Annotated in this window: 21 protein-coding genes and 2 pseudogenes; 16 read left to right on the forward strand and 7 right to left on the reverse strand. The window is 39.9% G+C overall.

Features of this window, described 5'->3' with window-relative positions; translation table 11 throughout:
- The first annotated feature begins 82 nt into the window (after positions 1-82).
- The 3 genes and pseudogenes from NPUN_RS42610 (at position 83) to NPUN_RS35410 (ending at position 3884) form a co-directional block, all read left to right on the forward strand.
- Positions 83-1285 carry a hypothetical protein gene (locus NPUN_RS42610; protein ID WP_012413194.1) on the forward strand — a complete coding sequence of 401 codons (1203 nt, stop codon included), beginning with the start codon at positions 83-85 and terminating at the stop codon, positions 1283-1285.
- Between the two features lie 66 nt (positions 1286-1351).
- Positions 1352-2102: pseudogene (locus NPUN_RS35405) on the forward strand (transposase); the annotation flags it as partial.
- A gap of 555 nt (positions 2103-2657) precedes the next feature.
- A complete protein-coding gene (locus tag NPUN_RS35410) occupies positions 2658-3884 on the forward strand; it encodes an ISL3 family transposase (protein ID WP_012407279.1) in 1227 nt (408 codons plus the stop codon).
- Here NPUN_RS35410 and NPUN_RS35415 read toward each other — a convergent pair.
- The 3 genes from NPUN_RS35415 to NPUN_RS41305 form a co-directional block, all read right to left on the reverse strand.
- Positions 3861-6491 (reverse strand): CHAT domain-containing protein, encoded by a 2631-nt coding sequence (locus NPUN_RS35415; RefSeq protein WP_012413195.1) that lies wholly within the window; start codon positions 6489-6491, stop codon positions 3861-3863. The two genes, NPUN_RS35410 and NPUN_RS35415, sit on opposite strands and share 24 nt — an antisense overlap.
- Complete coding sequence (locus tag NPUN_RS35420) at positions 6491-6823, reverse strand: hypothetical protein (RefSeq protein WP_012413196.1); 333 nt, start codon at positions 6821-6823, stop codon at positions 6491-6493. Before NPUN_RS35420 ends, NPUN_RS35415 begins: the two co-directional genes overlap by 1 nt.
- Positions 6824-6945: 122 nt before the next feature.
- Entirely contained in the window at positions 6946-7092 is a 147-nt protein-coding gene (locus NPUN_RS41305) for a plasmid partition protein ParG (RefSeq protein WP_234711202.1), read from the reverse strand.
- Between the two features lie 164 nt (positions 7093-7256).
- Between NPUN_RS41305 and NPUN_RS42615 the strand changes: the two genes are divergently transcribed.
- Positions 7257-8375, forward strand: a complete 1119-nt coding sequence (locus NPUN_RS42615) for a hypothetical protein (RefSeq protein ID WP_012413197.1) — start codon at positions 7257-7259, stop codon at positions 8373-8375.
- Here the strand turns inward: NPUN_RS42615 and NPUN_RS35430 are convergent.
- Positions 8365-8982 carry a response regulator transcription factor gene (locus NPUN_RS35430; RefSeq protein WP_012413198.1) on the reverse strand — a complete coding sequence of 206 codons (618 nt, stop codon included), beginning with the start codon at positions 8980-8982 and terminating at the stop codon, positions 8365-8367. The two genes, NPUN_RS42615 and NPUN_RS35430, sit on opposite strands and share 11 nt — an antisense overlap.
- Positions 8983-9491: 509 nt before the next feature.
- A complete protein-coding gene (locus tag NPUN_RS35435; RefSeq protein WP_012413199.1) occupies positions 9492-10361 on the reverse strand; it encodes a hypothetical protein in 870 nt (289 codons plus the stop codon).
- Between the two features lie 321 nt (positions 10362-10682).
- Between NPUN_RS35435 and NPUN_RS35440 the strand changes: the two genes are divergently transcribed.
- The 7 genes and pseudogenes from NPUN_RS35440 to NPUN_RS43895 form a co-directional block, all read left to right on the forward strand.
- The gene (locus NPUN_RS35440) at positions 10683-11102 is read left to right on the forward strand and encodes a helix-turn-helix domain-containing protein (RefSeq protein ID WP_012413200.1); all 420 of its coding nucleotides are present in this window, start codon (positions 10683-10685) and stop codon (positions 11100-11102) included.
- A 151-nt stretch (positions 11103-11253) separates the two neighbouring features.
- Positions 11254-12666 carry a HAMP domain-containing protein gene (locus NPUN_RS35445; RefSeq protein WP_012413201.1) on the forward strand — a complete coding sequence of 471 codons (1413 nt, stop codon included), beginning with the start codon at positions 11254-11256 and terminating at the stop codon, positions 12664-12666.
- 98 nt (positions 12667-12764) lie between these two features.
- A complete protein-coding gene (locus NPUN_RS35450; protein ID WP_012413202.1) occupies positions 12765-13553 on the forward strand; it encodes a MinD/ParA family ATP-binding protein in 789 nt (262 codons plus the stop codon).
- 41 nt (positions 13554-13594) lie between these two features.
- Positions 13595-14785, forward strand: coding sequence for a DUF7005 family protein (locus NPUN_RS35455; RefSeq protein ID WP_041566667.1), 1191 nt, complete (start codon positions 13595-13597; stop codon positions 14783-14785).
- A gap of 123 nt (positions 14786-14908) precedes the next feature.
- Positions 14909-16003 (forward strand): cyclic nucleotide-binding domain-containing protein, encoded by a 1095-nt coding sequence (locus tag NPUN_RS35460; protein WP_012413204.1) that lies wholly within the window; start codon positions 14909-14911, stop codon positions 16001-16003.
- 115 nt (positions 16004-16118) lie between these two features.
- Complete coding sequence (locus NPUN_RS35465) at positions 16119-16316, forward strand: DUF2281 domain-containing protein (RefSeq protein ID WP_041566668.1); 198 nt, start codon at positions 16119-16121, stop codon at positions 16314-16316.
- Positions 16301-16615, forward strand: a pseudogene (locus NPUN_RS43895) (type II toxin-antitoxin system PemK/MazF family toxin); the annotation flags it as partial. The gene NPUN_RS35465 and the pseudogene NPUN_RS43895, both read left to right, overlap by 16 nt.
- Positions 16616-16866: 251 nt before the next feature.
- Here NPUN_RS43895 and NPUN_RS35475 read toward each other — a convergent pair.
- Together NPUN_RS35475 and NPUN_RS35480 are read right to left on the reverse strand one after the other, a co-directional pair.
- A complete protein-coding gene (locus NPUN_RS35475; protein WP_012413206.1) occupies positions 16867-17295 on the reverse strand; it encodes a type II toxin-antitoxin system VapC family toxin in 429 nt (142 codons plus the stop codon).
- Positions 17288-17542, reverse strand: a complete 255-nt coding sequence (locus tag NPUN_RS35480) for a YlcI/YnfO family protein (RefSeq protein WP_041566669.1) — start codon at positions 17540-17542, stop codon at positions 17288-17290. Before NPUN_RS35480 ends, NPUN_RS35475 begins: the two co-directional genes overlap by 8 nt.
- A gap of 457 nt (positions 17543-17999) precedes the next feature.
- Between NPUN_RS35480 and NPUN_RS35485 the strand changes: the two genes are divergently transcribed.
- The 5 genes from NPUN_RS35485 to NPUN_RS35510 all read left to right on the forward strand — a co-directional run bounded on the left by NPUN_RS35485 (position 18000) and on the right by NPUN_RS35510 (position 23766).
- Positions 18000-18188 carry a type A2 lanthipeptide gene (locus NPUN_RS35485; protein WP_012413208.1) on the forward strand — a complete coding sequence of 63 codons (189 nt, stop codon included), beginning with the start codon at positions 18000-18002 and terminating at the stop codon, positions 18186-18188.
- Between the two features lie 212 nt (positions 18189-18400).
- Positions 18401-18634 (forward strand): type A2 lanthipeptide, encoded by a 234-nt coding sequence (locus NPUN_RS42620; RefSeq protein ID WP_012413209.1) that lies wholly within the window; start codon positions 18401-18403, stop codon positions 18632-18634.
- 255 nt (positions 18635-18889) lie between these two features.
- Positions 18890-19951, forward strand: a complete 1062-nt coding sequence (locus NPUN_RS35500) for a radical SAM protein (RefSeq protein ID WP_012413210.1) — start codon at positions 18890-18892, stop codon at positions 19949-19951.
- A gap of 139 nt (positions 19952-20090) precedes the next feature.
- The gene (locus tag NPUN_RS35505) at positions 20091-21536 is read left to right on the forward strand and encodes an NHLP bacteriocin system secretion protein (protein ID WP_012413211.1); all 1446 of its coding nucleotides are present in this window, start codon (positions 20091-20093) and stop codon (positions 21534-21536) included.
- A complete protein-coding gene (locus NPUN_RS35510; protein WP_012413212.1) occupies positions 21523-23766 on the forward strand; it encodes an NHLP family bacteriocin export ABC transporter peptidase/permease/ATPase subunit in 2244 nt (747 codons plus the stop codon). The genes NPUN_RS35505 and NPUN_RS35510 overlap by 14 nt, the downstream gene beginning before the upstream one ends.
- Positions 23767-23782: the final 16 nt, after the last annotated feature.

The raw sequence follows: 23782 nt of genomic DNA on the forward strand, positions 1-23782 counted from the left end.
TTAGACAAATAAATGCAAGTACCAAGCCCCGCATCACAGTGGGGGAAATTTCCGTGCGCCAACATAAACAGGAGATTGAAAGATGACTGCAACTATTACCAGACCCAAGCCCAAAAAGCCTGCTACCGCTAGTAAACCGCAATCCCCCTACAAGCGGCTTCATGTGATTATCCCGATTGCAGATATGCTGTGGGCATCGCAACAAAAGCCGTCAGTTACGCAATTGTGGCAAGAATGCTGGACGGTTGACCCCTACGGTTCCCGGTGGATGCCCTTATCCACAGCTTTAGGCTACAGCAGTTTTATCTGTGCAAAGAAAATTCTAGCTGAAAGTGGGCTGTTCATTTTCAAACCCGACAAATCTATTCAGGATGGACGCGAGACTGTTGGCTGGATGGTGCGGAATTTGCACGGCAGTCGAATGAAGGAATTTTGGGAGAAACCTAATGCTGAAAATCAAGAACTAGATGCTGAAAAACGAGAATCAAATGCTGGGGATTCAGAGATAGATGCTGGCTCTGAAGAAATGCGTGCTTCGTATAAAGCATCTATTTTAGGTGAAAGTCAGTCAGACAAGGAGTTTCAGGAAACCTCACGAACTACTCAGGAACAGCTAACGAACTCTTTTGAAGAGTTCGTTAGCTGTGTCTCTGACACGCTTACACAGATTTCGCATGAGGAGGAGACGGCGAGTGCGCCCTTGGGGGGCGCTTCGCCTCAGTCTGTTCAAGGCGTGTCAGAGAATGAGGAAGAATTGCCTGTGGCAATGGACTGTACATCGCTGGCGCTTGTGGATGCTGCACCGAGTCAATCTACTTCGTTGTTAGCTGAAAACCAGAATTGTCGTGTTGAACCGAAAGACTGTCATGAAGGTACTTGTTCCGCCGCGTCTGTTGCCGTAAATGAATTATCTTCAAGTTCAGCGATCGCTAATCAAACACAGGGGCAAGTAGAACAAAGTAATTCCGCTTCGTTGTTAGTTGAAAATTCAGTTTCGAGTGAAGGAGTCAAAGCAGTTGATGAGGGTGAAGGTTCCGCCGCGCCTATCCCCAGTGCTAAAAAATGGTCGCATGAGGCGATAGTTGCGCGGTCAAATATGCGACCTGTAAGAAGGAAGAAACTAAATCGAGCAGCAAATTCAGGGGAGAATCCGGGGTTTGACTTCTTGAAAGAGTGCTGGAATGATGATCCAGCTTTGCAGATTGTGATCAAGAAATTACTGGTGAAGTTTCCGCAATGGGGGGTTGCAGTTGTTGATGGGGTACTAGTTGATTGGAATGAGTAGTAAGTCTGTACAATAGGTCTGTACAATAGGCTATAAACTATACGTATTCTTGTTTGCGTATTTACAATGTCTCGCCCAAAACGTAACTTGCAACCTGGATTTTGTTACCACATCACAACCCGTTGCAACAATAGAGAATTTCGCCTGACTTGCCTGGAATGCCGTGAAGTCTTTCTCTACGCCATTAAAAAAGCGCAAGAAAAGTATAGGTTTAAGCTTTATGCTTTGTGTATCATGAGCAACCATGTCCACTACCTCCTGGAATCAAAGCAACCAGAAGACTTGCCTAAAATTATGCACTGGCTCAACTGGTACACAGCGATGTGTTTCAATCGGATGTTGAACCGCACAGGGCATTTTTGGGAAAAGAGGTATCACAGCACGGGCTTTGCCAACACAGATTATCGACGAGCTTTGAATACTCTGCGGTACATTCACGCTAACCCGAAAGCCGCCCAGATGCAGCAGGGCTTTTTCTATGACTTTAGCAATTATGGGATTCACGACCGCTTGGGCAACGATGGTATTACTCCAATGGCATCCGGCATTTTTGCAGTTAGGCAGGACTTTAGAAGAATGTGCGGCGAGATATCGTAGGTTTTGTCAGAAATACCGATCACAGGCGAAGCCAGAGAAACGAAATCACTGGGGTAGCAACTTTTTGCCATCAGTAATGAAGGGTGGGAAGGCAAAAAAGCCATCACCAGGGCAGATGAGTTTATCTTGGGACAAGCAGCAAGTAACGGAATCTACTGAGGTGCATGAGGTAGCAGCAAAATTTATTCAAGCGAATTGCTTAAAGCCGCCAGTGCCAGGTATCGGATTCCTGAATGTTGATTCATTCGTGGAAAATGAGGTGGAGATAAATGTTTACAAAATTCCCAAAGCTTTAGATGTTACACTTTACATCTCTGCGCGAGAGAAAGTTAAGCGCACCTGACTTTCCCATCTCAATTCCCCTATCCCAATTCCAACCACCCATCCCAAAGTTTTTGTATAAATTAACGCAGGTAGTAATGGCGATGCTGGCAACGGCAATGGCACATCATCTGTTTTCTCGAACTTTTTCATTATTTCATAATAGCTCAACCAGCTATATTGTTTCCAACCAACGAGCTCACCAAAAACATCCCATTTATCATCGCTATAGCTCGGACTGCCTAAATTTCGATAAATTTTCGCTTGGATGCTGATGCCAAAATTATTAGGCTCTTCCAGAGTAGTTATGTTAAAATAGTATAAATAAATTCAATATATCTCAATAGAATAGCAGTAATCGGTGGCAACAGCCTGTGCAGAGAAGGAAATACAGAAGCAATTGAGAATATAAAACACAAGAAATATTGAAAATAGAATTAATATTTTAATAAATATGCCTTCTAATCCCTTACTTCATTTTATTACTAAAGTTATTAATATTGAAGATATCAAAGTATTGAATTACGATTTTATCACTGATGATGAAATCGTAATTGAAATCCAAAATCAATCAAAAGTTGGTCAGTGTCCTCGGTGTGGAAAGACAACTAATAAAACTCATCAAAATCATTGGTATATAGTCAGAGATATACCCATGAGTGACTATCAAGTATTTTTAAAAGTAAATCGTCGGCAATTAAAGTGTACAGAATGCCAAAAAGTATTTAGTGAGAAACTATCTTTTGTAAAAAGTAGAAGAACCTATACAAAAAGATTAGCGAACAAAGTAATTAAGGAAGTGTTAGAAACTGATGTAGAGAATGCAGCCCGAAGAAATAGAATGAGTTCATCTGAGATAGAAACAATATTAAAAGAATTAGAATCAGAACTACTAAAAGAAAAACCTAACCAGATAAAAAAGTTAGGAATAGATGAAATCACGCAATTAAAAGGAGGAAAGAATTATGCAGCAGTATTAGTAGACTTAGAAACAAGAAGACCGATAGCATTGTTAGAGAAGAGAAATAAAGCGGTTATAGCAGAATACCTATCCAGTCTGGGTTCAGAGATATTAAATCAAATAGAAGAAGTCAGCATAGACTTATGGATACCCTATAAAAGTTTAATCCAAGAAATGCTACCGAATGCTCAAGTAGTAGCAGATAGATTCCATGTCATGAAACAAATAAATCAGGAGTTAGACGCAAGAAGAAAACAGGAAAAAAGAGCAGCCTTAAAAATTAAAAATCGCCAAGAAAGAGAAAAGAAATTAACTGGCTTAACTCACAGTAAATACCCTTTGTTAAAGAAAAAAGAATGCCTCAGTTTTCAGGAACAAGCTCAGATAGATTTACTCAAAAAAGTTGCTCCAGACTTAGGAGAAATGTATCGAAATAAAGAAGCCATTAGAGATATATTTGAAAGTCCCATAACCAGTGATGAAGCTTTAGATAAATTCCTGGAATGGACTCAAGGAGCTTATAAATTATTTCCCAAAAGTTGCCGAACTATAAGTAGATGGATAGATGAAATTCTTGCTTATTTTGATCGCCGAACTACTCAAGGTATTGTAGAAGGAATTAATCAGAAGATTAAGCTAATTAAATGCAGAGCTTATGGCTTAACTAACTTTAATAGTTTTAGAAGAAGGGTTTTACTAAATTGGTATTTCTTTTGTTAATTTTACATATCTAGTCTGTGAGAGCCAATTATTATTACTGTTTTGAAGCCAGAGACGATTGATTTCTCTAAGAGTTTCACAGGGGAAATTCTCCAGCAGTTCTCGCCACATTCTATAGTTTTCTCTAACCATGACTTGGTAAAAAATCCAAGCAGTTTCCTCATCTGCTTCTTTCCAGTGTTGTTGCTGAAGATAATTTTCTAATTTTGTGCATAGTTTATCTTCTAACAATTCATTCGTACATTTTCTTAATTCTCCTTCAAAAGCTTGATCGGCTTCAGAATTATATTGAACTGCCAGCATCTCAGAGAATCCTTGTCTGAATCGTTTGGGATTTTCTTTGTTAGCAAACTTCAATTGGAAAATCTCTTGCCATTTTTCTTCGCTTTTGTTTTCTTTATTCCCCCACAACTGATGTAATTTTTCATGAGCTTTTTGGCAGAGAGAATATACCTCTGGTGCTTCTGGTAGTTTAATATTGGGGATGAGGTGGGGAAGAATGCGTGAGGCTCGATAAATCCTGTTTTCTTCTTGAAGGTTAGAACTGACCTCTATGAGTCCCAGTTTTAGCCCCCTTTGTAATTGTTGTTGATAATTAGGAAGCTCGTCACAAGCGGCTTCTAAAGCCACCATAGGTACAGGAATCTTATAAACTAAGCAATGGCTAAGAATTTTCTGTAGTGGCTCATCAATAAGCTGATACAATTCCTTCCAAATAATTTTGTATTTCCACAGTTCGGGACTTTGTTCCAATTGAGTCAGTTTAGCTTCTGCATCTACACAGCTTAAAATTCCATCAAAAAACTCTAATAAGCGAGGATTACCATCCGCTAAATCTAATGCCCGTCTCAGTAAACTATCAGAAATTTTACCAGAGCTAAAATGTTTTAACCGACTAAGTTTTTTAGTTAACTCAGCATCTTTCAATGGTTCTAGACCTTCTTTATAGAAAAACTCTAGTAATTCAGAATCAAAATCATAGCGACAGGTAATAATAATTCTATTATTAGTTCCTGTTTCTTGGATTGCTTGTACTAAAGCTTCTAAAATTGGAGCTACTTCAGCTTTAAGAACATGTTGCCCTTCGTCGGGGTCAAGATTCCATTCAAAATCATCCAAAATTAAGAGAAATGGTTTTTCACCAATTTCTGCTAATTGGTTAAATAGATGAGTAAGTTTAATATCTAGACTTTTACCAGATGTTTCTAGAAAGCTACGAATTTCTTGTAATTCTGGCTTAATTAATTTAGACAGTAATTTTTTGATTAATTTCGATTCATCAATTTGCCGCCACCAGAGAACCTTTTCATGCTCAGGCAACCTATCCCATAGTCGAGAGGCTATGCTACTTTTTCCCCATCCTCCCATACCATGAATTAAGACCCCTACTTTTTCATCATCCGTTTTCAGAGTCCGCAAACAGTTTTGTAATTGACGGCGGCGACCAACAAAGTTTTCTCTTGTTGCCACCCTTAAGCGTTTTTCATCATCTCTGAACTCCACTTCATTAGACGGTTTAGGCAATTGTCTGCGTCTCGGAGTTCTTGAGCGAGTTACTAATGATTGGGGTAGTGTTGCTGCTATATAGAATCTTAATTTATGCCAATCTCTTGCTCCTTTATCAATTAAGACTTGATAGGTTGAAGATAATGCTTGGGTAATGCTTATTCCCTGAGACAATTCCCCGTAAAATTTACTTGATGCGGCAGAAGCCTCAGTATCACGGACTTTTTCACCCCAACCTAAAACCGCGGTCGCACCCATGTTCAATAATTCTTCTGCCATCGAGGGGACTACACCATCAGAAGAATGGCCTGTACGACAACCACAGAGGAAAATTAAAGAGGGAAAAGAGGATCTAACAGTATCATAAATATTTCCACTATTACTATAAACGCAATCACCATATTCGTCTTCTGTGAGGAAACAGGGGTTTCCATTTTGATGAGTTGCATGACCTGTTAAATGAAAAACATCAAGATCATTTTGATATCCATTAACCACATATTCTAATTCTTTTAACCAACCACTCTCTTCTACTCTCAAATCTACCGGAGTGCGTGCTGTTGCCTCTAATATGTCCGCTTCTTCTGCTTCATATTCTAATTCACCTAATTCAGATTCAACTCCTTTGGGGGAACTTGCCATAAACAATAAATTAAGGGGACGATTTTCTGGGGAGTTAGCGTCAGGAGATTTTAGTAACTCAATCGCTTTTTGCTGCCCCTTAGAGACCCACCGTACTGGAATAATCGATGGTCTTTTTTTGACTAAGAAATCCTCACCATCATGCAACAGTTCCCAAGGCAGATGAGCTAGTCCCTTATCTGTGGCAATCGCTATTACTAATCCTTGCTGACGAGGCTGATTTAAGGCATTTGCTAGGAGGCGATCACATTTATCTAGCCACTTGTAGAGTTCTTTCCCAGTAGTAGCATAATCCTCAGCCAGATTAGTATAGTAGCGGGTGTCTGCCCTGTCCCTTAACTCTTGAATCTCAGCCAAAGGCAGTTCGTGTTCCTTGTAGTTAGAAGCGTTGTCCCAAAAATAGCGCAAAGAAACGTTTTTATTGCCTTGCATGGTCAAACTAATATGGAAAATTTTCATTACTCAGATTTCTCCAGAATTGCTTGGATTTGCTTTAATGTTGTTGTGTCCTTGAGCAGTAATCGACGACCATCAGCAGTAACAATCAAAACCTTCTCAATCTTTGCTCCAGTAAGGTTTTGTCGAGAATTCTGGTATTTCTGATACCATTCATAAATTGCTTTAGCAATTGTTACAGTTGCACTTGCAATTCCAAAAATCGCGGCGATGGTGGTTAGAGGTTCCCCCCGTTCTACTTCATCAACTGTCTGATAGCTTCCCTCTATCCCCTCAATCGCTAACAGTTCTTCTGTAGCTCTTACCGCATCTTGTCCTTGGATTTCAATTTTCATGTTTTTAAATTTTCTATAGAATAATATTGAGATTTCAATGCAAAGATTTATGTAGAGATCAGATTGGTCTACATATTTGCTATTTATTGCTTCAAGTTTTCTAACTTTATAGATTTAGTACCTTACATTTGAGAAGATGATTGCACTTCATTAGTTTTCAACCACTCCTCAATCATCTCTACTACGACATGACTCATCTTCAGCCCACGTAAAGCGCAAGCTGCATGAAATTGCTTCTTGATATCATACTGGATACTAATCTGCATCATGGTTAGTCTGGATAGTGTCTGTATAAAGCTACAAATGTACAGGACGCGATTCCAGACTGACTATAGCAGTCTCAGTAAGTTTACGATAGAGCTTGCTTGAGTAAATTTCAGCTTTTCCACCGAATACTCGCTTTACCAGCAGCAAACAGCAATTTTCGTGTAGGATGCTTCATGTGATTATGCCGATTGAAGATATGCTCTGGGCATCGCGGCAAAAGCCTTCAGTTACGCAATTGTGGCAGGAGTGCTGGACGGCTGACCCCTACGGTTCTCGGTGGATGCCTTTATCCACGGCTTTGGGTTACAGCAGTTTTATCTGTGCAAAGAAAATTCTAGCTGAAAGTGGGTTGTTCATTTTCAAGCCAGACAAATCTATTCAGGATGGACGCGAGACTGTTGGCTGGATGGTGCGGAATTTGCACGGCAGCAGAATGAAGGAGTTTTGGGAGAAACCTAATGCTGAAAACGAGGAAGCAAATTCTACAAAACAAGAATCAAATGCTGAAAATACAGAGATGAATGCTGGCTCTGAAGAAATGGGTGCTTTGTACAAAGCACGTATTTTAGTCCAAAGTCCATCAGAGCAAGAGTTTCAGAAACCCTCACGAACTGGTCAGAAACTCCTCACAAACTCTACAAAAGAGATTGTGAGGAGTGTCTCTGACACGCTTACACGAATTTCGCGTGTAGAGGAGACGGCTGACGCGCCCTTGAGGGTCGCGTCGCCTCAGACTTTTGAAAGCGTGTTAGAGAATGAGGAAAACTCGCCTACGGCGAATGACTGTACATCCCTAACGCTCGTGAATGATGCACGGGGTGAATCTGCTTTGTTGATACGAGAAAGCCAGGATTGTAGTGTTGAAGCGATATTCCCTCATGAAGGTGATTGTTCCGCCGCGTCACCTGCCGAAATTGAAAAATCTTCAACTTCAGCGATCGCAGATCAGAAAATAGAACCGAGTCGCCCCTCTGCTGAGTTGATGACTGAAAATTCAGTTTCGGGTGTAGAAATCAAAGCAGATCATGAGGGTGAAAGTTCCGCCGCGCCCGTCGTAAATCCTGAAAAATGGTCGCATGAGGCGATTGTTGCAAGGGCAAATGCGCGACCGGAGCGTATGCAGAAACTCAAAGTGGCAGCGAATTCGGGGCATAATCCGGGGTTTGACTTTTTGCAGGAATGCTGGAATGATGATCCGGCTTTGCAGATTGTGATCAAGAAGCTGCTGGGGAAGTTTCCGCAGTGGGGGATTACTTGTGTTGATGAGGTGTTGGTTAACTCGTAATGCCTGAAGTTGCAAGAGCAGAGCAAAGTAAGCGATCAATCTCTGCTATATCGGGATCAAGAGTTTGGTCGTTCATAGCTGATTGAGCAACGTTTCCAGATTGACTACTTGCCGATGTTTGTTCCTGTATTTTGCGTAACTGATGTAAACGATTAATTAGTGAAGAACAGTGGTAAACCATAGCGGAGCGACTATTTACTTTTAACTTAATAAAAATCCGGCGTAGGTGAGCAGAAACAGTCGATTCGCTGATTTGGAGTTGGTTAGCAACTTTTTTATTAGATGAACCTAAACCAACCAGAGCAGCAATTTGCAACTCTCGTCCTGTTAAAATACTAATTAGGCTAGGATCTATAACCTCTGGTGTGTTCTGAGTTTTTACAATTGCATAGTGATTTCCATCAGCTTCAAAATGCCCAACTACAGCAAATGGAATAGTGTCAATAATAACCTCAGAAGTAAATTGTTGACTATTTTCTATAGGTGATTCGACTGCAATAATAAGAAAACTAGAGTTTTTTATGAAAAACTTACTAATGACATAGGAATCTAAAAGTAAGTTTCCAGCAAAAATACTAGAAGTTTGATCAACAGCCTGTACTTGCATAATTTTCTTAACTCTAAATTTAGGTATTAAGGGCTTGAGGCTGATATGTACCTAATAGGCTAAATGGTCTATAGACGAGAAGATATGCAGAAACTTTTTTGATCAGGAACTTAATTTTTTGGAATTTAGATAACGTATGAAGAAAACCCCTTTAAAGCTTTTCTAAACCCCGATGTTTTTATGATTTATGCCTATTCCTGTTATCTTTAGGTTAATACAGCGCACTTTTGGCTCTTATGCACAGTCATAATAGGTGTACAGAAAAATCCAAAGGCGTGATCTAAAAACATAAAAACTAGGGGAAAACAAATGTATTAATAATCAGTTCGCGTAAAAATAACGCTGCATAGCTGCTTCAACATTTCCCGTGATAAGTAAGAATACTGATACTATACACTAGGTGCTAACAGCTTGATCAAGCTAAAAAATGATGTAATTAAAATTTAAGATTTCGGATTCAATAATTCAACATTTATAGATATCAATTAAGTAACATCACGTGATATAAATTATACTAAATACCAAAATCCTCTAGCGCCTATCCAAGGCTTATTTTGTAATTTTGGGCTGTCTGCCCTATCATCAGCTAAGTCAGATGGACTGAATAGTAGCTTTTGGGATAACACATTAGCTTTTGGAGATTCTGGCACGAACAGATGCAAAACTGTTAAGTGTAATCCTGCCCAAAGAAATTTGATAGTAGCAGTAGAAATCAGTAATTGTCGCAAATAATCTCGCTCTACTGAGACAAAAGAATCTCTAGGTGTGAGAACTTGACAAGAAATGCCCCAAAATTGTAGAGCTTTGCAAATTTCTGGAGGAAGATTTTTTTCAAAATCTGCTTCTTGCTGATAAGTCAGAATGAAAGCAGAACCTAAACTTGCAGCCAGTGCTATGGTATCGCGGAAGGCAAGAGGTAAAATATAGTCTATAGTTTGAGATTCGTCGATTTGGCTGTCGAGGGATTTTGCCAGCGCTTCCCATTGCCAGAATATCTCTAGATTTCTATTTTTTGGAAGGAGAGATTCTCTAAGGCTATCTCCTAGCCAAAATAAATTAAGTCTTGCTAAGTCATTCTCCATACGGAATTGTTCCCATCTTTTAAGTGACCAAAGCGTTTCCTCCAGCGCAACACGTTCTTGCTTGGCTGTTCTACAAGAGTTAATTCCTTTTGGAGTAATTAATTCTGGATGCTGTAAGTAAAAGGGAGAACTGTCAAGTATATGCCAAAGTTCTCGTACAACCCATAACTCCATCACTTCTCCTAACTGTTGAATTAGAGGGACTCCGTGGACAGAGAGAGCTAAGGCTGGGTCAATAATGCATATCTGAGGTTGGGAAAGAGGAGAATTGGTTTTGGGTAAGAGATCGTACTTCATTACATTTGGCTATGGCATTAGGTTTTGATGATTTTAATATGTATCCCAGTATTTACTCTCTGGGAAGAAAGATTGCTTAATTTAGTGCTTACAAGATAAATCAGAAAGCTTTTAAATACAATGCATAAAATTTGGATTTCGACTACTAGTTAAATTTAACTAGGTATAAAAGCTTAGTTAAAATGGGTGACTTGCAAAAATTCTGAAACAGTAATATCACTATAGAGAAAATATTTTTTGTTCACTCTCAAGAAAGTCAACAGATTTTTTAGTGAATTCATCAATTTAGGGATCATTACTGCTTAAACCAAAAAAGCATTTATGAACAAGCATTGCACTGCTGATTTTCAGATAGTTGCAGAACAAGCCCTTGCCAATACTGCTAGATCACCAGATAGTTTAGTATCGATATTTCCTAGTAATCCTCAACTGAGTCAGGTCTTCCAATTTATTGAGACAAATTATAATCAACCAATCAGTTTATCTGACGTAGCTGTTGCCGTTGGTTACTGCGCGGCTTATTTGACTGATTTAGTACGACGCAATACAGGATATACAGTGAATGATTGGATTGTTGAACGTCGAATGGTAGCAGCACGCACTCTACTGCTAGAGACTGATCAATGTGTGAGTCAAGTTGCTCAAGCAGTTGGTTATCAGCATGAAGGTTACTTTTTTCGACAATTCCGCCGACATCATGGGATTACACCTAAAGCTTTTAGAAAGACCCAACGCAGCTAGAGTAGTAGCAGCCATTAGCGTTAATTGGAGTAAAGCAATAAAGCTGTAAATCCATTTAAATATTTGGCATATTTAACTTTAAATTTGGGAACTTTAAACCATTTTTAAAGTATCAAAATATTATACCTTAAAGCTGAAGAGCATCTTTCAAATGAAGCATTTACATCGGTTATTTAACCCACTTGCTTGGCCAATCGCTGCAAAAATTTCGGTAGCATTGGTTTGTGCTGTGTTGATACCGATGATCTTCACCGCCTACTACAATCTGCAACAGAGCTTAAACAGTGTAGAGGCTGGGGAATACCGCAAACTGGAATTGTTAGCTAGCAGTAGCGCTAGTCGCTTCGACCAGTTAATTATTGACCACCATCGTGTAGTTGCTCAAGTCAGTAATAATCGTCATGTAGTAGATTTCCTTGCTGCTGACACACCACAAAAGCAAGAAGCTCACCGCGACAACCTGCAAGCAACACTACAAAACGTCCTACGCTCTCATCCAGATATTGATAATGTCTTGCTGATGGATAACAAAGGTGAGTGCCTTGCTGCAACAGATCCAAAATTCATTGGCGAAAACTATTCGATTATTCAAGATAACTTTTACGGATTTGGTAGCTTGGTGAGCCAAACAATTGAAAATCCAGGAATGTTTTTCTCTGGGCGCGTGCGATCGCCTAATGGAGAGATTATGGGAACTACTCTACTCAATATTCGGGGGGAAGATATCTGGAAAACTATTAATGCTTTACATATAGACTTTCAGAGCAATATCTTCCTGATTGACCAACAGGGAGTAATCATTAGTCATGCTGATCCATCTCTTCTCTACCATAGCCTCCTGATGCTACCAACTAAAACGCTAAAGCAGGCTGTTCAGAACAAACGTTACGGTGTGGATCGGGTTGAGAGCTTGGACATCCCCGAATTAAAGGTGATGGTGAGAGCCAAACAGCCAGGACACGCCACCTATCAATTACCGCGATCGCACATGGCACAGATAGTCGGCTTTGCACCTTTAGCAACGCAACCTTGGGTATTGGGAGTCAGCCAATCCAAAGCAGAGTTTAGCATTCCTTTGAATCGCCTGATTTGGCTCAATAGTACCAGCGTGGTAATAGTCGGCGGAATTACTGCAATCATAGCGCTGCTCTTGGGGCTAAGTATTTCCCGACCGATTCGCGCCCTCACCGTCGCCGCCCAAGCATTGGAAGATGACGATTTTGATTCTCATGTACTAGAACTCCATCAGAATTTAGCTCAATTTGCCCATAGTCAAGATGATATCGGTCAATTAATGTGTGTCTTTTTAGAGATGGCTGAGTCAGTCAGAATGCGAGATCAGCGCCTAAAAGTCCAAGTACAGGAACTTTGCATTGAAATTAACGAAACCAAAAGAGCTAGCCACGTTGCCGAAATTACTGAAAATGAACACTTTCAGCAATTACAACAAAAAATCCAAAAGCTTAGAGAACAGCAAGTTACACAAACCGAAACTGAGACAGAGTACTACCAAAGATTGCAGAATCAGGTGCAATCTCTCAAAGAGCGATCGCACGATCCCTGAGCCATTGAATTTATCGATTAGCGTTGATGGCAAGACTGAAAGTTTGGGAGATATTTAAAGGGAAAAATTACTCTTGATTAATGACTTTGAGGTTAATTATGGCACAGATTATTGCAGTTCATTCATTCCGTGGTGGCACTGGCAAATCCAACTTGATTGCTAATATGGCTGCTACTATGGCTTTGCAAGGACAACGTGTAGGCATTATTGATACTGATATTCAATCACCAGGAATTCACGTGATTTTTGGGATTAATGAAAACAAAATGGAACGCACTCTCAATGATTATTTGTGGGGGTACTGTAATATTAAAGATGCTGCCTATGATGTTACTGAAGCTTTAGCTATAGAGCAGGGAAATACAAGTACAGTTAAAGGTAGCCTTCATTTAGTTCCTTGTAGTATTAAAGCTAGTGAAATCGCCAGAGTTCTCCGGGAGGGATATGATGTCGTTCGGCTAAATGATGGTTTTCAAGAATTCATTCGTAGTCTGAAATTAGATTATCTGTTAATTGATACACATCCTGGTTTAAATGAAGAAACTTTGCTTTCTATTGGAATTTCTAATGTTTTAGTAATTCTTTTACGTCCAGATCATCAAGACTTTCAAGGAACTGCCGTGACAGTCGATGTAGCTCGGAAGTTGAAAGTACCAAAAATGTTGTTAGTTATCAATAAAGTGCTGCCAAGCTTAAATTTTCTTGACTTGCAACAACAAGTAGAAAAAATATATAACGCTCCTGTCGTGGGGATTTTGCCTCTTTCAGAAGATATGGTACAGCTAGCAAGCAAAGGTCTTTTTTCTCTACGTTATCCTCAACATCCCATCAGTCAAACTATCAAAGGAATTACTAATCAGATTGCTAGTTTAGTCGTTAGTCATTAGTTTTTTGCTTTTGTCCCTTTATGAGGGCGATGTCTACGCTTATGAGCGATCTAAAATCATTTCGTACTGATGTTCTTACCGACTTTGGAGCCACTGCTGCACAGGTAGAAGAATTATTGGTATACAATCAAAACGTCTTTGATCACAACACATTAACTGATAGAGTTAAGTTTCCCTTGACTTCTGAACCCCATATACCTGCTTGGGAAGAATACGCTGTTTCAGCAAAAGTTTTAGGAGTATTTGAGGTACTCAAACAGCGATTAGTACAATTTCAATTTCCCATAATCGAGGGTATTAGCCAGACTGAAGCGTATCAGTCTGCTACTCGTCGGGGTGTTGCGACAGATGGGATGATTGCAACAGGCTTAGTCTTACAAGAACCTGAGAAACTGCAATTAATACTACATCAAAGCTTGGCTGGAACCATCCCAGTATTATTAACTGGAAACCGAGAGGACTTTGTTAGTTTAGTTCAAGCTTTGACAAAGCGAAATGAACCGCAGCCAGTCCCAAACTCTATGGGAGCCTGTATAGTTAGCGGTTTTAATAACTGGGATAGAATTCGCCAATATCGCCAACAATGGTCGGCTGAAAATCCTGCTAATTGTTCTCAAAGTAGTTGGTTAGAAGAGTTTGGGCGGTTAATACCACAAAAACAGCTTTATCAGGATAAATTTATTCTTTTGAGTAATAGTTCTTATAGTAATGTTTCAGCCAAAGATATAGGACTTGAAAAAGCACAATGGCAGCGTTTATCCTTGACAATTCGGCTGGAACATGAATGCACTCACTACTTTACACGTCGGTTGTTTAATTCTATGCAAAATAATATATTCGACGAGTTAATTGCTGACTACAGAGGGATTGTAGCCGCTATTGGGACTTATCGAGCCGACTGGTTTTTGCACTTTTTGGGGTTGGAGTCTTTTCCTAATTATCGAGAGGGAGGTAGACTACAAAATTACCTCGGTAATCCGTCACTTTCTGATGGGGCTTTTAAGATTTTACAGGTATTAGTGAAAGCTGCTGCTGAAAATTTGCAGTCTTTTCATGTTGAGTATGTGAGCCAGTTGAGAGATGCTAATATTCAACCCCTAATGTTAATAGCATTGACTAACTTGACGTTAGAAGAATTAGCTGATAAATCAGCTGATTTTCGTATTCAACAAATATTAAATAATTTGCTGAATATTCAATCTACAGACAGGATTCAGGTCAAGGCCATTTAATTCTATATCTTGCCTATATTGACTATTCTCTTTTAGTTGTGTCCTTTGTAGTAATTTGTGACAAGTACTTCGGTATCTACGTTTTTAACAATTACCATTAGTAAGACATAGGGAAATTGATTTATGACGGAAGTTTTACTTAAAGAATTAACTAATAGTGACATTGATTGGATGATTGCTACAGGTCATCAAAGAGAAATAACTGCTGGAAATTTACTTATCCAAGAAGGAAAAACTGCCGATTCTCTACATATATTACTGGATGGAATTTTAACAGTTAGCATTTCTCAACCAGACAACAGCCCTTTGACTCGCGCTTTTGCAGCAATCGAAGGTGGTGAAATCTCAGGTCGGGAAATTGCGAGATTATTCAGTGGCGAAGTAGTGGGAGAACTACCATTGATAGGTAATCGCCCAACTGCTACAACTATTAAAGCTATAGAAAAATCATTGGTGATGTCAATTCCTCAACAGAAATTGGCAGCAAAGTTGCAGCAAGACGTTGGTTTTGCTTCACGCTTTTATCGGGCGATCGCCATTATGCTTTCAGATAGACTACAAAGTATCATCAATCAGCTTGGTCGTAGCAACTTGGCGCAAGGTCAGCCCCTCAGAGATGTGCTATTTATTTTGGGAGAATTACATGATAGTGACATCGATTGGATGATGGCTTATGGCACTGTGCAAAAAATTCTTGTTAATACTACACTGATTCGTGAAAGAGGGACTGTAGATGCACTATATATTCTTTTAGATGGCATAATGTCTCTGTCTATTACTGAAGATAAACGTAATCCTTTAGCACGTGCTTTTGCTGCGATCGAGGGTCATGAAATTTCTGGTAGAGAAATAGCAAGATTATCCAAAGGCGAAATTGTCGGTGAAACACCCTTTATTGATGGCCGTCTACCTTCTGCAACCGTTAAGACTATTGAAGACTCGATTGTTTTGTCGGTTCCCCGACAGGAAATGGCAGCAAAGTTACAACAAGATGTCGGATTTGCATCTCGTTTTTATCGTGTGATCGCTACTTTGCTTTCCCAGAGATTGCAAGGAACGTTGAGTCAACTTGGTTCTGGTAGGCGGGTTTATAGCCAAGGTTTGCCGTTGACTAAAAGTGCGGAATATGAGGATGAGTTGAATGATACCGTTTTAGATAGTGTGGCGATCGCAGGTAAAAGATTTGATTGGATGTTGGGGCGGTTAAAAGTAAGTTGAATTACTGAGTATATAGCAATCCTTGCAGGAGTTACGAATAAAAAGATTCTCGCTGGAGAGCAAAACAAATAGGATTGCTATAGTACTATAAATTGCTTAAACGCCAAGAGGGACAATGACAATTAAAGAACAAATTACACAAGAACTGGAAAAATTACCTGAACCACTGTTGCAGGAAATTTTAGATTTTGTTCAATTTTTGCAAACCAAACACCAGCAACATAATATACTAGAAATCACTCTTATGAGTGAATCATCGCTGCAAAAAGATTGGTTAAAACCAGAAGAAGAGGCAGCATGGCAGGATTTATAAAGGGCGATATTGTTATCGTTCCATTCCCATTCTCTGACTTAACTCAAACAAAACGCAGACCTGCTTTAGTTATTGCTACACTTCAGGGAAATGACCTGATTCTTTGCCAAATTACTAGTCAATCTGTTGGCGATATATACGCTATTCAACTGGATAACAGTGATTTTTACTCCGGTGGTTTAAATCAGCCAAGCAATATCAGACCAAATCGGCTTTTTACTGCTGATCAGCAAATTATTTTATACAAAGCTGGTCAGATTAAACCTGAAAAATTAAGAGAAGTTATTAATAAAATTGTTAGAAATTATGATGATGAATTGAAGAATAGCATTTTAGATGCTGTGGCGATCGCTATTCTACTTTCTCATAGACTACAAGGTTTGCTGCTAGCTGAGAGTGCAGAATATGACGATGAGTTGAATCATAGCGTTTTAGATGGTGGTGCGATCGCAGGGAAAAGATTTGATTGGATGCTGGGGCGGTTAAAAGTAAGTTGAATTGCTGGGTATAGCAGCCCACTACTTGATATCACTGGTAATATTGGTACTTGCTAGAGTCCTAGCTGATTGACATAAGCTGGTAGTGGCAATAGTTTATTTAATAGCACCTTGTCAGCCGTCCAGAACTCACCTTGTTCACCCTCAGCACAAGCTAAAAATGCGGCATCATAGAGCGTTGGTAGTTGATATTGTTCTGCAATTTCCCAAGCTCTGACTCTGAGCAACTGCTCGTTAATGTAATCTATGGGTAGATTACAAAAATCTAGATAACAGCCTTCTGCTTCTTCTATTGTCAGTAAACCCATCCTGACTTTCTTACGTAATACTGAGCCTACTTCTGCCCAAGCAAAGCTGGGAATAACTAAACGTGTATGTCCCACAACTGCTTCCAGCACGAGATTATCTGCTAATGGTTCATTTTCATCAGGTACAAGATAGGCCATAAGAACGCTTGTATCCAAGCATAGGACTTTATTCACTTCGCATATCCCCTTCTCTGAGGCTATGAATGAAAACATTCACATCTGGGTGTACGCCAGTTCTAGCCTTGATTTTGGCACGTCTGGCTACGATGCTCTGATGAGTAACAATAGCCTGTCGTCGTTTAACCTCTCGTTCCACTGCTTCAACTACTAGCTCATTGAATGACTCTGAGCCATCTTTAAGATGTTTTGCTTTGCTTAACAGAGAAATAGGAAACCGGATTGTAACTGCTTCACGTTCCATGTTCATTTATAGCATTCATATTGTGATATCTAATTATATAACCATTTTTTGGTGGAGATAGAAAGTCTAATGACTGTAGCAATTGACTATGAACTCTAACGAAAAAAATTTAGTTTTACCTAAAAATTGTGCATTGTGTTTAAAAGTTGCTTGATCTGCTTGGCAATTTTATCTAGCGATCGCTATTTTGCTTTAAAATCTAATTTCACCTAAAAATTGTGCATTGTATTCAAAAGTCGCTTTGGAGCAGAATATTATTTTGGCTTAGTACTGTTCTCGTGCAATCGCTATTTTGATTCTAAATCTAGTTTTATCTAAAAATTGTGCATTACATCTAAATTTTAAAGGCGCTATTATTTGTTGTAACAAACAGCACAAATATAATGTTTATTGGTTGTTATCAACATTCAATGAACATAAAAACTTACTTTGTCTTTAAATTCAGTTAGGAGAAATTATGTCTACCCCAAACGAAAATCAAAACCCTAAACAGGCAAGTGACTATATCGAAATTAATGAAGATGGAGAACTAGTAGTTAAAGATCCTAAATTAGCAGAGTCACTTCAAGAGCTAACTCCTGAAGAACTTGAGCAGATTGCTGGTGGAGATAATGGCAATTGTAACTGTAATGTAAAACAAAGATAATAAGTGTGACGTTTATTGCTTACAGGTAATCCCTTAATTAAGCAAACAGAATTAATTACATATTTATTCTTTGCTGGACAACAATTTCAACCTAGTTTTGTTGAATTAATTCTGTTTGGCGACTTGTACGCCACTTTCGTAAATCCTCTGAGCATCGAAATATCCATCTTTTGTGCTTATAAACCTCGTTTTTGAATCACTTAGGAGAAATCATGTCTAATCCAAACGAAAATCAAAGCCCTAAACAGGTAAGTGACTATATCGGAATTAATGAAAATGGGGAGTTAGTGGTTACAGATCCTAAATTAGCAGAGTCACTTCAAGAATTAAGTACTGAAGAACTTGAGCAGATTGCTGGTGGTGTCCTACCCACTAATGGTACTTGTACTAATAATGGATGTGGCAAAGCTGTACTAGAATCAGATGAATCAGCTTCTCTTCCGTAAAAATTGCTAAACTAATACCAATTTTTCGCCAAATTCTAGTGTGTGTTAAGGACGATAAAGATTTAGTATTTCAGACTATGATTAGCTCCACAGAATTAAGCGTTGATGAAGAAAAGTTGGTAGAGTTGTCTGTTAGATGATCGCTACACTTGGTTAAATATCAAGTAAGATTGTGGCGATCACTTTTTTTCAAATCATCTGGATTTTCTTCACGACAAATCAAGGAATATTTTTTGAAATTGAGAGTTTTTTATTATGACTGTAACAATTTTGCACGAAGCTAATTCTATTGATACTGATTATGTCAAGCGTGCGCGATTAATATCTGATAAGTTTCTTGAATTAATTATCTTACCAACAGAACAGTGCAATTTTCGCTGTACCTATTGTTATGAAGATTTTTCAATAGGGCGGATGCAGCCGGAGACGATAGCAGGGATTAAAGCTATCCTTGATAAACGATGCCCAAATTTAAGTTATTTAAATTTAGCCTGGTTTGGTGGAGAGCCACTTGTTGCCAAAAATATTGTATTAGATATTTCTGAATATGCTTTGTCTCTAGTATCCAAGTATCCCCATCTCCATTATTCAAGTAATATGACCACAAATGGTTACTTATTGGATCTGAATACAGCTTCTGCCTTAGCCAATGTGGGAGTTACAAAATACCAAATTTCTCTTGATGGCCCTCGAGAAATCCACAACCAAAGTCGTATTCGTGCTGATGGAAAAAGTACATTTGAACGAATTTGGACTAATTTACTAGCAATTCGTGATAGTTCATTACCAATTTATATAAATCTGCGTCTGCACTTCACCATAGATACAGTAAAGCTTATCGACCCACTACTAGAGGATATCAAAAGAGAATTTTTGCCTGATTCAAGGTTTTCTGTTTACTTCAAATCTATTGAACGTCTTGGTGGTACTAATGATGCTTCAATCAAAATTTATTCAGAGAGTGAAAAAAATACAGCTATCAAAACTCTTGAAGCAAAGTTATTTGGTGAGAAATTGCAATCACCACAGAATGCTACCTTGCCAGACGACTATGTTTGTTATGCATCACGTCCCAACTCTTTAGTAATTCGTGCCAACGGTTCTGTTGGTAAATGTACAGTAGCCCTTTCTGATGAACGCAACAATATTGGCACTTTACGGACAGATGGTCGGCTTGATCTCATACCAGGTCGTTTTGCTCCTTGGGTTCGTGGAATTCAAACCCTCGATCCTGATGTATTAGGTTGTCCTCTCGTTTCTTTGCCAACAAGTGATGAAATAGCGACTAATTTACAAACAAAAGCACTTGCTGTATAGCGAAAAATAGCATTTATAGTCAGAATTTATGCAACTGGCATATCTATCTTCTGTTAAAGAATCAATAGTCAAGGTTTTGTGGAATCTTGACTTTTGACAATCTTAACTGAGGCGGCATAAATATATTGTTAAACAGAAAATGTTAAACCAGAAGCGCAGTATATTTCGTAAAGAATCTCTGGAACGTCTATCTTCTCCTGAACGATTAGACCAACTCATGCAGGTAGTTAGCCCCAGAAGCTGGCTACCTCTTGTCGCCTTGGGTTCTATTGTCGGAGTAGCTGTTATCTGGAGCATTTATGGACGCATCCCCATCACCGTTGAGGGTAAAGGAGTACTGATTTACCCCAGCAATGTTGTGCCTCTGCAATCAAAAAGCGCTGGACAGTTAATGGCTCTCAATATCAAAGTTGGGGATGTCATCAAAAAAGGGCAAGTACTCGCAACAATTGACCAAGCGGAACTCCGTAAGCAATTGCAACAGCAACAAGCGAAACTCACGCAACTAGAGTCACAAGACGAAGCCGTTGGTTCACTGCAAGGGCAAAGACTACAACAAGAAAAGCGATCGCAATCCCAACAAAGTCACTACCTCCAACAACGTATACTAGAACTGCGAACCATCACACCTCTGCTCAAAACCAAAGGCAACACCTCAATTGGCCAGCAACGTCAAGGTTTACAGCAACGTCTTTTGCAAGCCCAAGCCTTGAACCCCATTTTCCTCCAAAGAATGGAAATTCGCAGACAATTCAAAAAAGAAGGCGCGATTTCTGGTGATGAAGCACTCACGGCTGAACAAGAATATTTGCAAAACCTGGAAAAAATCTCTGACATTCAAAATCAGTTGAAAGAACTGGATGTAAAAACGACTCAAACAGAAAAAGATTATCGTGAAAACTTGAGTACGATTTCTGATCTGCAAGCTCAGTTGAAAGAATTAGATAGCAAACAGGCTTCTGTGGCTCAACAAGACTTAGAAAGCGTTACTACCCGAAAAAAAGAGATTCAAGAAGTTAAGCGCGAAATTGCCCAATTAGAAGTGCAATTAGGTGACAACAGTCAAATCATTAGTCAATATAGTGGACGCATTTTAGAAATCACGCAGACACCAGGGCAGGTTGTTGAAGCTGGTACACGCTTGGCAACTATCGAGGCGGAGAACCCCAAAAGTAAGTTAATTGGTGTTACCTATTTCCCTGTAGCAGAAGGTAAGAAAATTAAAGCAGGGATGACAATCCAAATTACCCCCCAAACTGTCAAGCGGGAGCGATTTGGCGGTATTGTTGCCAATGTTACTAGTATCTCGCGCTTTCCGATTACAAAAGAAGCAGCTGCATCGGAGGTAGGTAATGCAGAGGTGGTGGAAGGTCTAGTATCTCAACAAAAAGATGGTTTGATACAAGTATTTTCTGACTTAGAGATAAATTCCAGCACCCCAAGCGGCTATAAATGGTCTTCTTCTACAGGGCCAAGGCTGACTGTTTCTTCTGGAACTACCACTGTTGCACGAGTCAAGGTAGAAGAACGCGCTCCCATCACTTTTGTTTTACCTATCTTGAGGTCTGTTAGTGGTATCTACTAAATCTACTTTAGTAACACTGTTTAATCCTTGGCAGTATTTACAAAAATTACTGCCGAGCAGAAGCATACGGGTAAAAACGCCCACTCTTCTACAAATGGAAGCAGTGGAATGTGGGGCTGCTGCTTTGGGAATTATTCTCGGTTACTATGGCCGAACTGTACCTTTACCACAACTGCGTCAGGAATGCGGAGTTTCCCGCGATGGCAGCAAAGCATCTAACATGGTGAAGGTTGCGAGAAGCTATGGACTCGAAGCTAAAGGCTTTAAAAAAGAACTCAAGCAATTGTGGGAACTGCGACCACCTTACATTATCTTTTGGAACTTCAACCACTTTGTTGTCGTAGAGGGGTGGAATAAACAGCGAGTTTATCTCAATGACCCCGGTACAGGCCCGCGCCATGTATCTTTACAGGAATTCGACGAGGGGTATACCGGAGTGGTGCTGGTAATGGAACCAGGCGCGGAGTTTGTCAAAGGTGGTCGTAAACCCAGCATGATTTTATCGCTGGCGAAAAGGTTACAAGGTGCTGGGGATGCCTTAATTTACTGCATAGTCGCGGGATTTTTCTTAACTGTAGTTGGGCTGGTAATACCAGTGTTTAGCCAAGTGTTTGTAGATGACATCTTGGTGGAGGGACGGCAATTATGGTTGCGTCCTTTGCTTGTGGGTATGGCGATCGCTGCTATACTCCAAGGATCGCTAACTTTACTACGGTTACGCTACCTGCGCCGCTTGAAAATCAAATTAGCTGTGGGTATGTCCAGCCGTTTCCTGTGGCATATCCTCCGCTTACCTGTGAGCTTTTACGCTCAACGATTTAGCGGAGAAATCAGTAATCGTACTACTCTCAATGACCAAGTAGCTGATGTTCTGGCGGGACGATTAGCAACTACAATCATCGATACATTTATGGTGTTTTTTTACGCCCTAGTCATGGTGCAATATGACTGGGTGCTGACCTTAATTGTAGTTAGCTTTGCTGCCGTGAATGTCTTAACTTTGCAACTAATTTCTCGTCAACGTGTAGACGCGAATCAACGATTGATTCAAGAATATGGTAAAGCTGCTGGTGTATCTATTGCCGCGCTTCAAAGTATAGAAACACTCAAAGCATCAGGGTTAGAGTCAGATTTCTTTTCCCGGTGGTCAGGTTATTACACTAAGGCTCTTAATTCCCAGCAGGAACTGGGGGTGACAAACCAGACATTCTCAGTATTACCCACGCTTTTATCCGCCCTTTCTTCAATGTTGTTGTTGGTTGTCGGTGGATTACGGGTTATGGATGGACATCTTAGCATCGGAATGCTTATAGCCTTTCAAGGTTTGATGCTTAACTTTCAGCAGCCTGTTAACAATCTGGTCAACTTTGGTACAACTCTTCAAGAACTGGAAGGTAATTTAATTCGCCTTGATGATGTGCTGGATAATCCCATTGGGGAGGGAGCAGGTGGAGATGGGGGAGTAACATCCTCCTCATCCCCCTCATCTGCTTATCTTGTTCCCAAATTGCAGGGATATGTTGAGTTGCAGAATATTACGTTTGGCTATAGCCGCCTGGAACCGCCACTGATTGAAAACTTTAACCTCTCAATTAAGCCGGGACAGCGAGTAGCTTTGGTAGGTGGAAGCGGTTCTGGGAAATCTACCGTTGCCAAACTTGTAAGCGGACTTTATCAACCTTGGGCGGGAGAAGTTTACTTTGATGGTAAACCTAGAGAGCAAATTCCCCAACAACTGCTTACAAATTCTGTTGCAATGGTGGAGCAGGAAATTTTGTTGTTTGGCGGTACGGTTAGAGATAATTTGACTCTGTGGGATACTACTGTACCAGATAAAAGCCTGATGCGGGCATGTGTTGATGCAGCGATCGCTGATGTAATCCTCTCTATGTCCGGTGGGTTTGATGCCGAACTTATAGAAGGTGCTGCAAATTTAAGTGGCGGTCAGCGACAACGCTTAGAAATCGCTCGTGCTTTAGTGAATAATCCTTCAATCCTGATCATGGATGAAGCCACCAGTGCCCTATATGCAGAGACAGAACAAATCATTGACCGGAATCTGCGCCGCCGAGGATGCACCTGTATAATTGTCGCTCATCGATTAAGCACCATCCGCGACTGCGATCAAATCATTGTCCTCGAACGTGGAAAGGTAGTACAACTTGGCACTCACAAAGAATTGTGGCAAGTCGATGGTGCATATTCGCGCTTGCTAGGCACCCAAGGGTAGAGACGGTGAGCAGTAA

The sequence above is a fragment of the Nostoc punctiforme PCC 73102 genome, assembly GCF_000020025.1.
In the GTDB taxonomy this organism is placed as follows: Bacteria; Cyanobacteriota; Cyanobacteriia; order Cyanobacteriales; family Nostocaceae; genus Nostoc; species Nostoc punctiforme.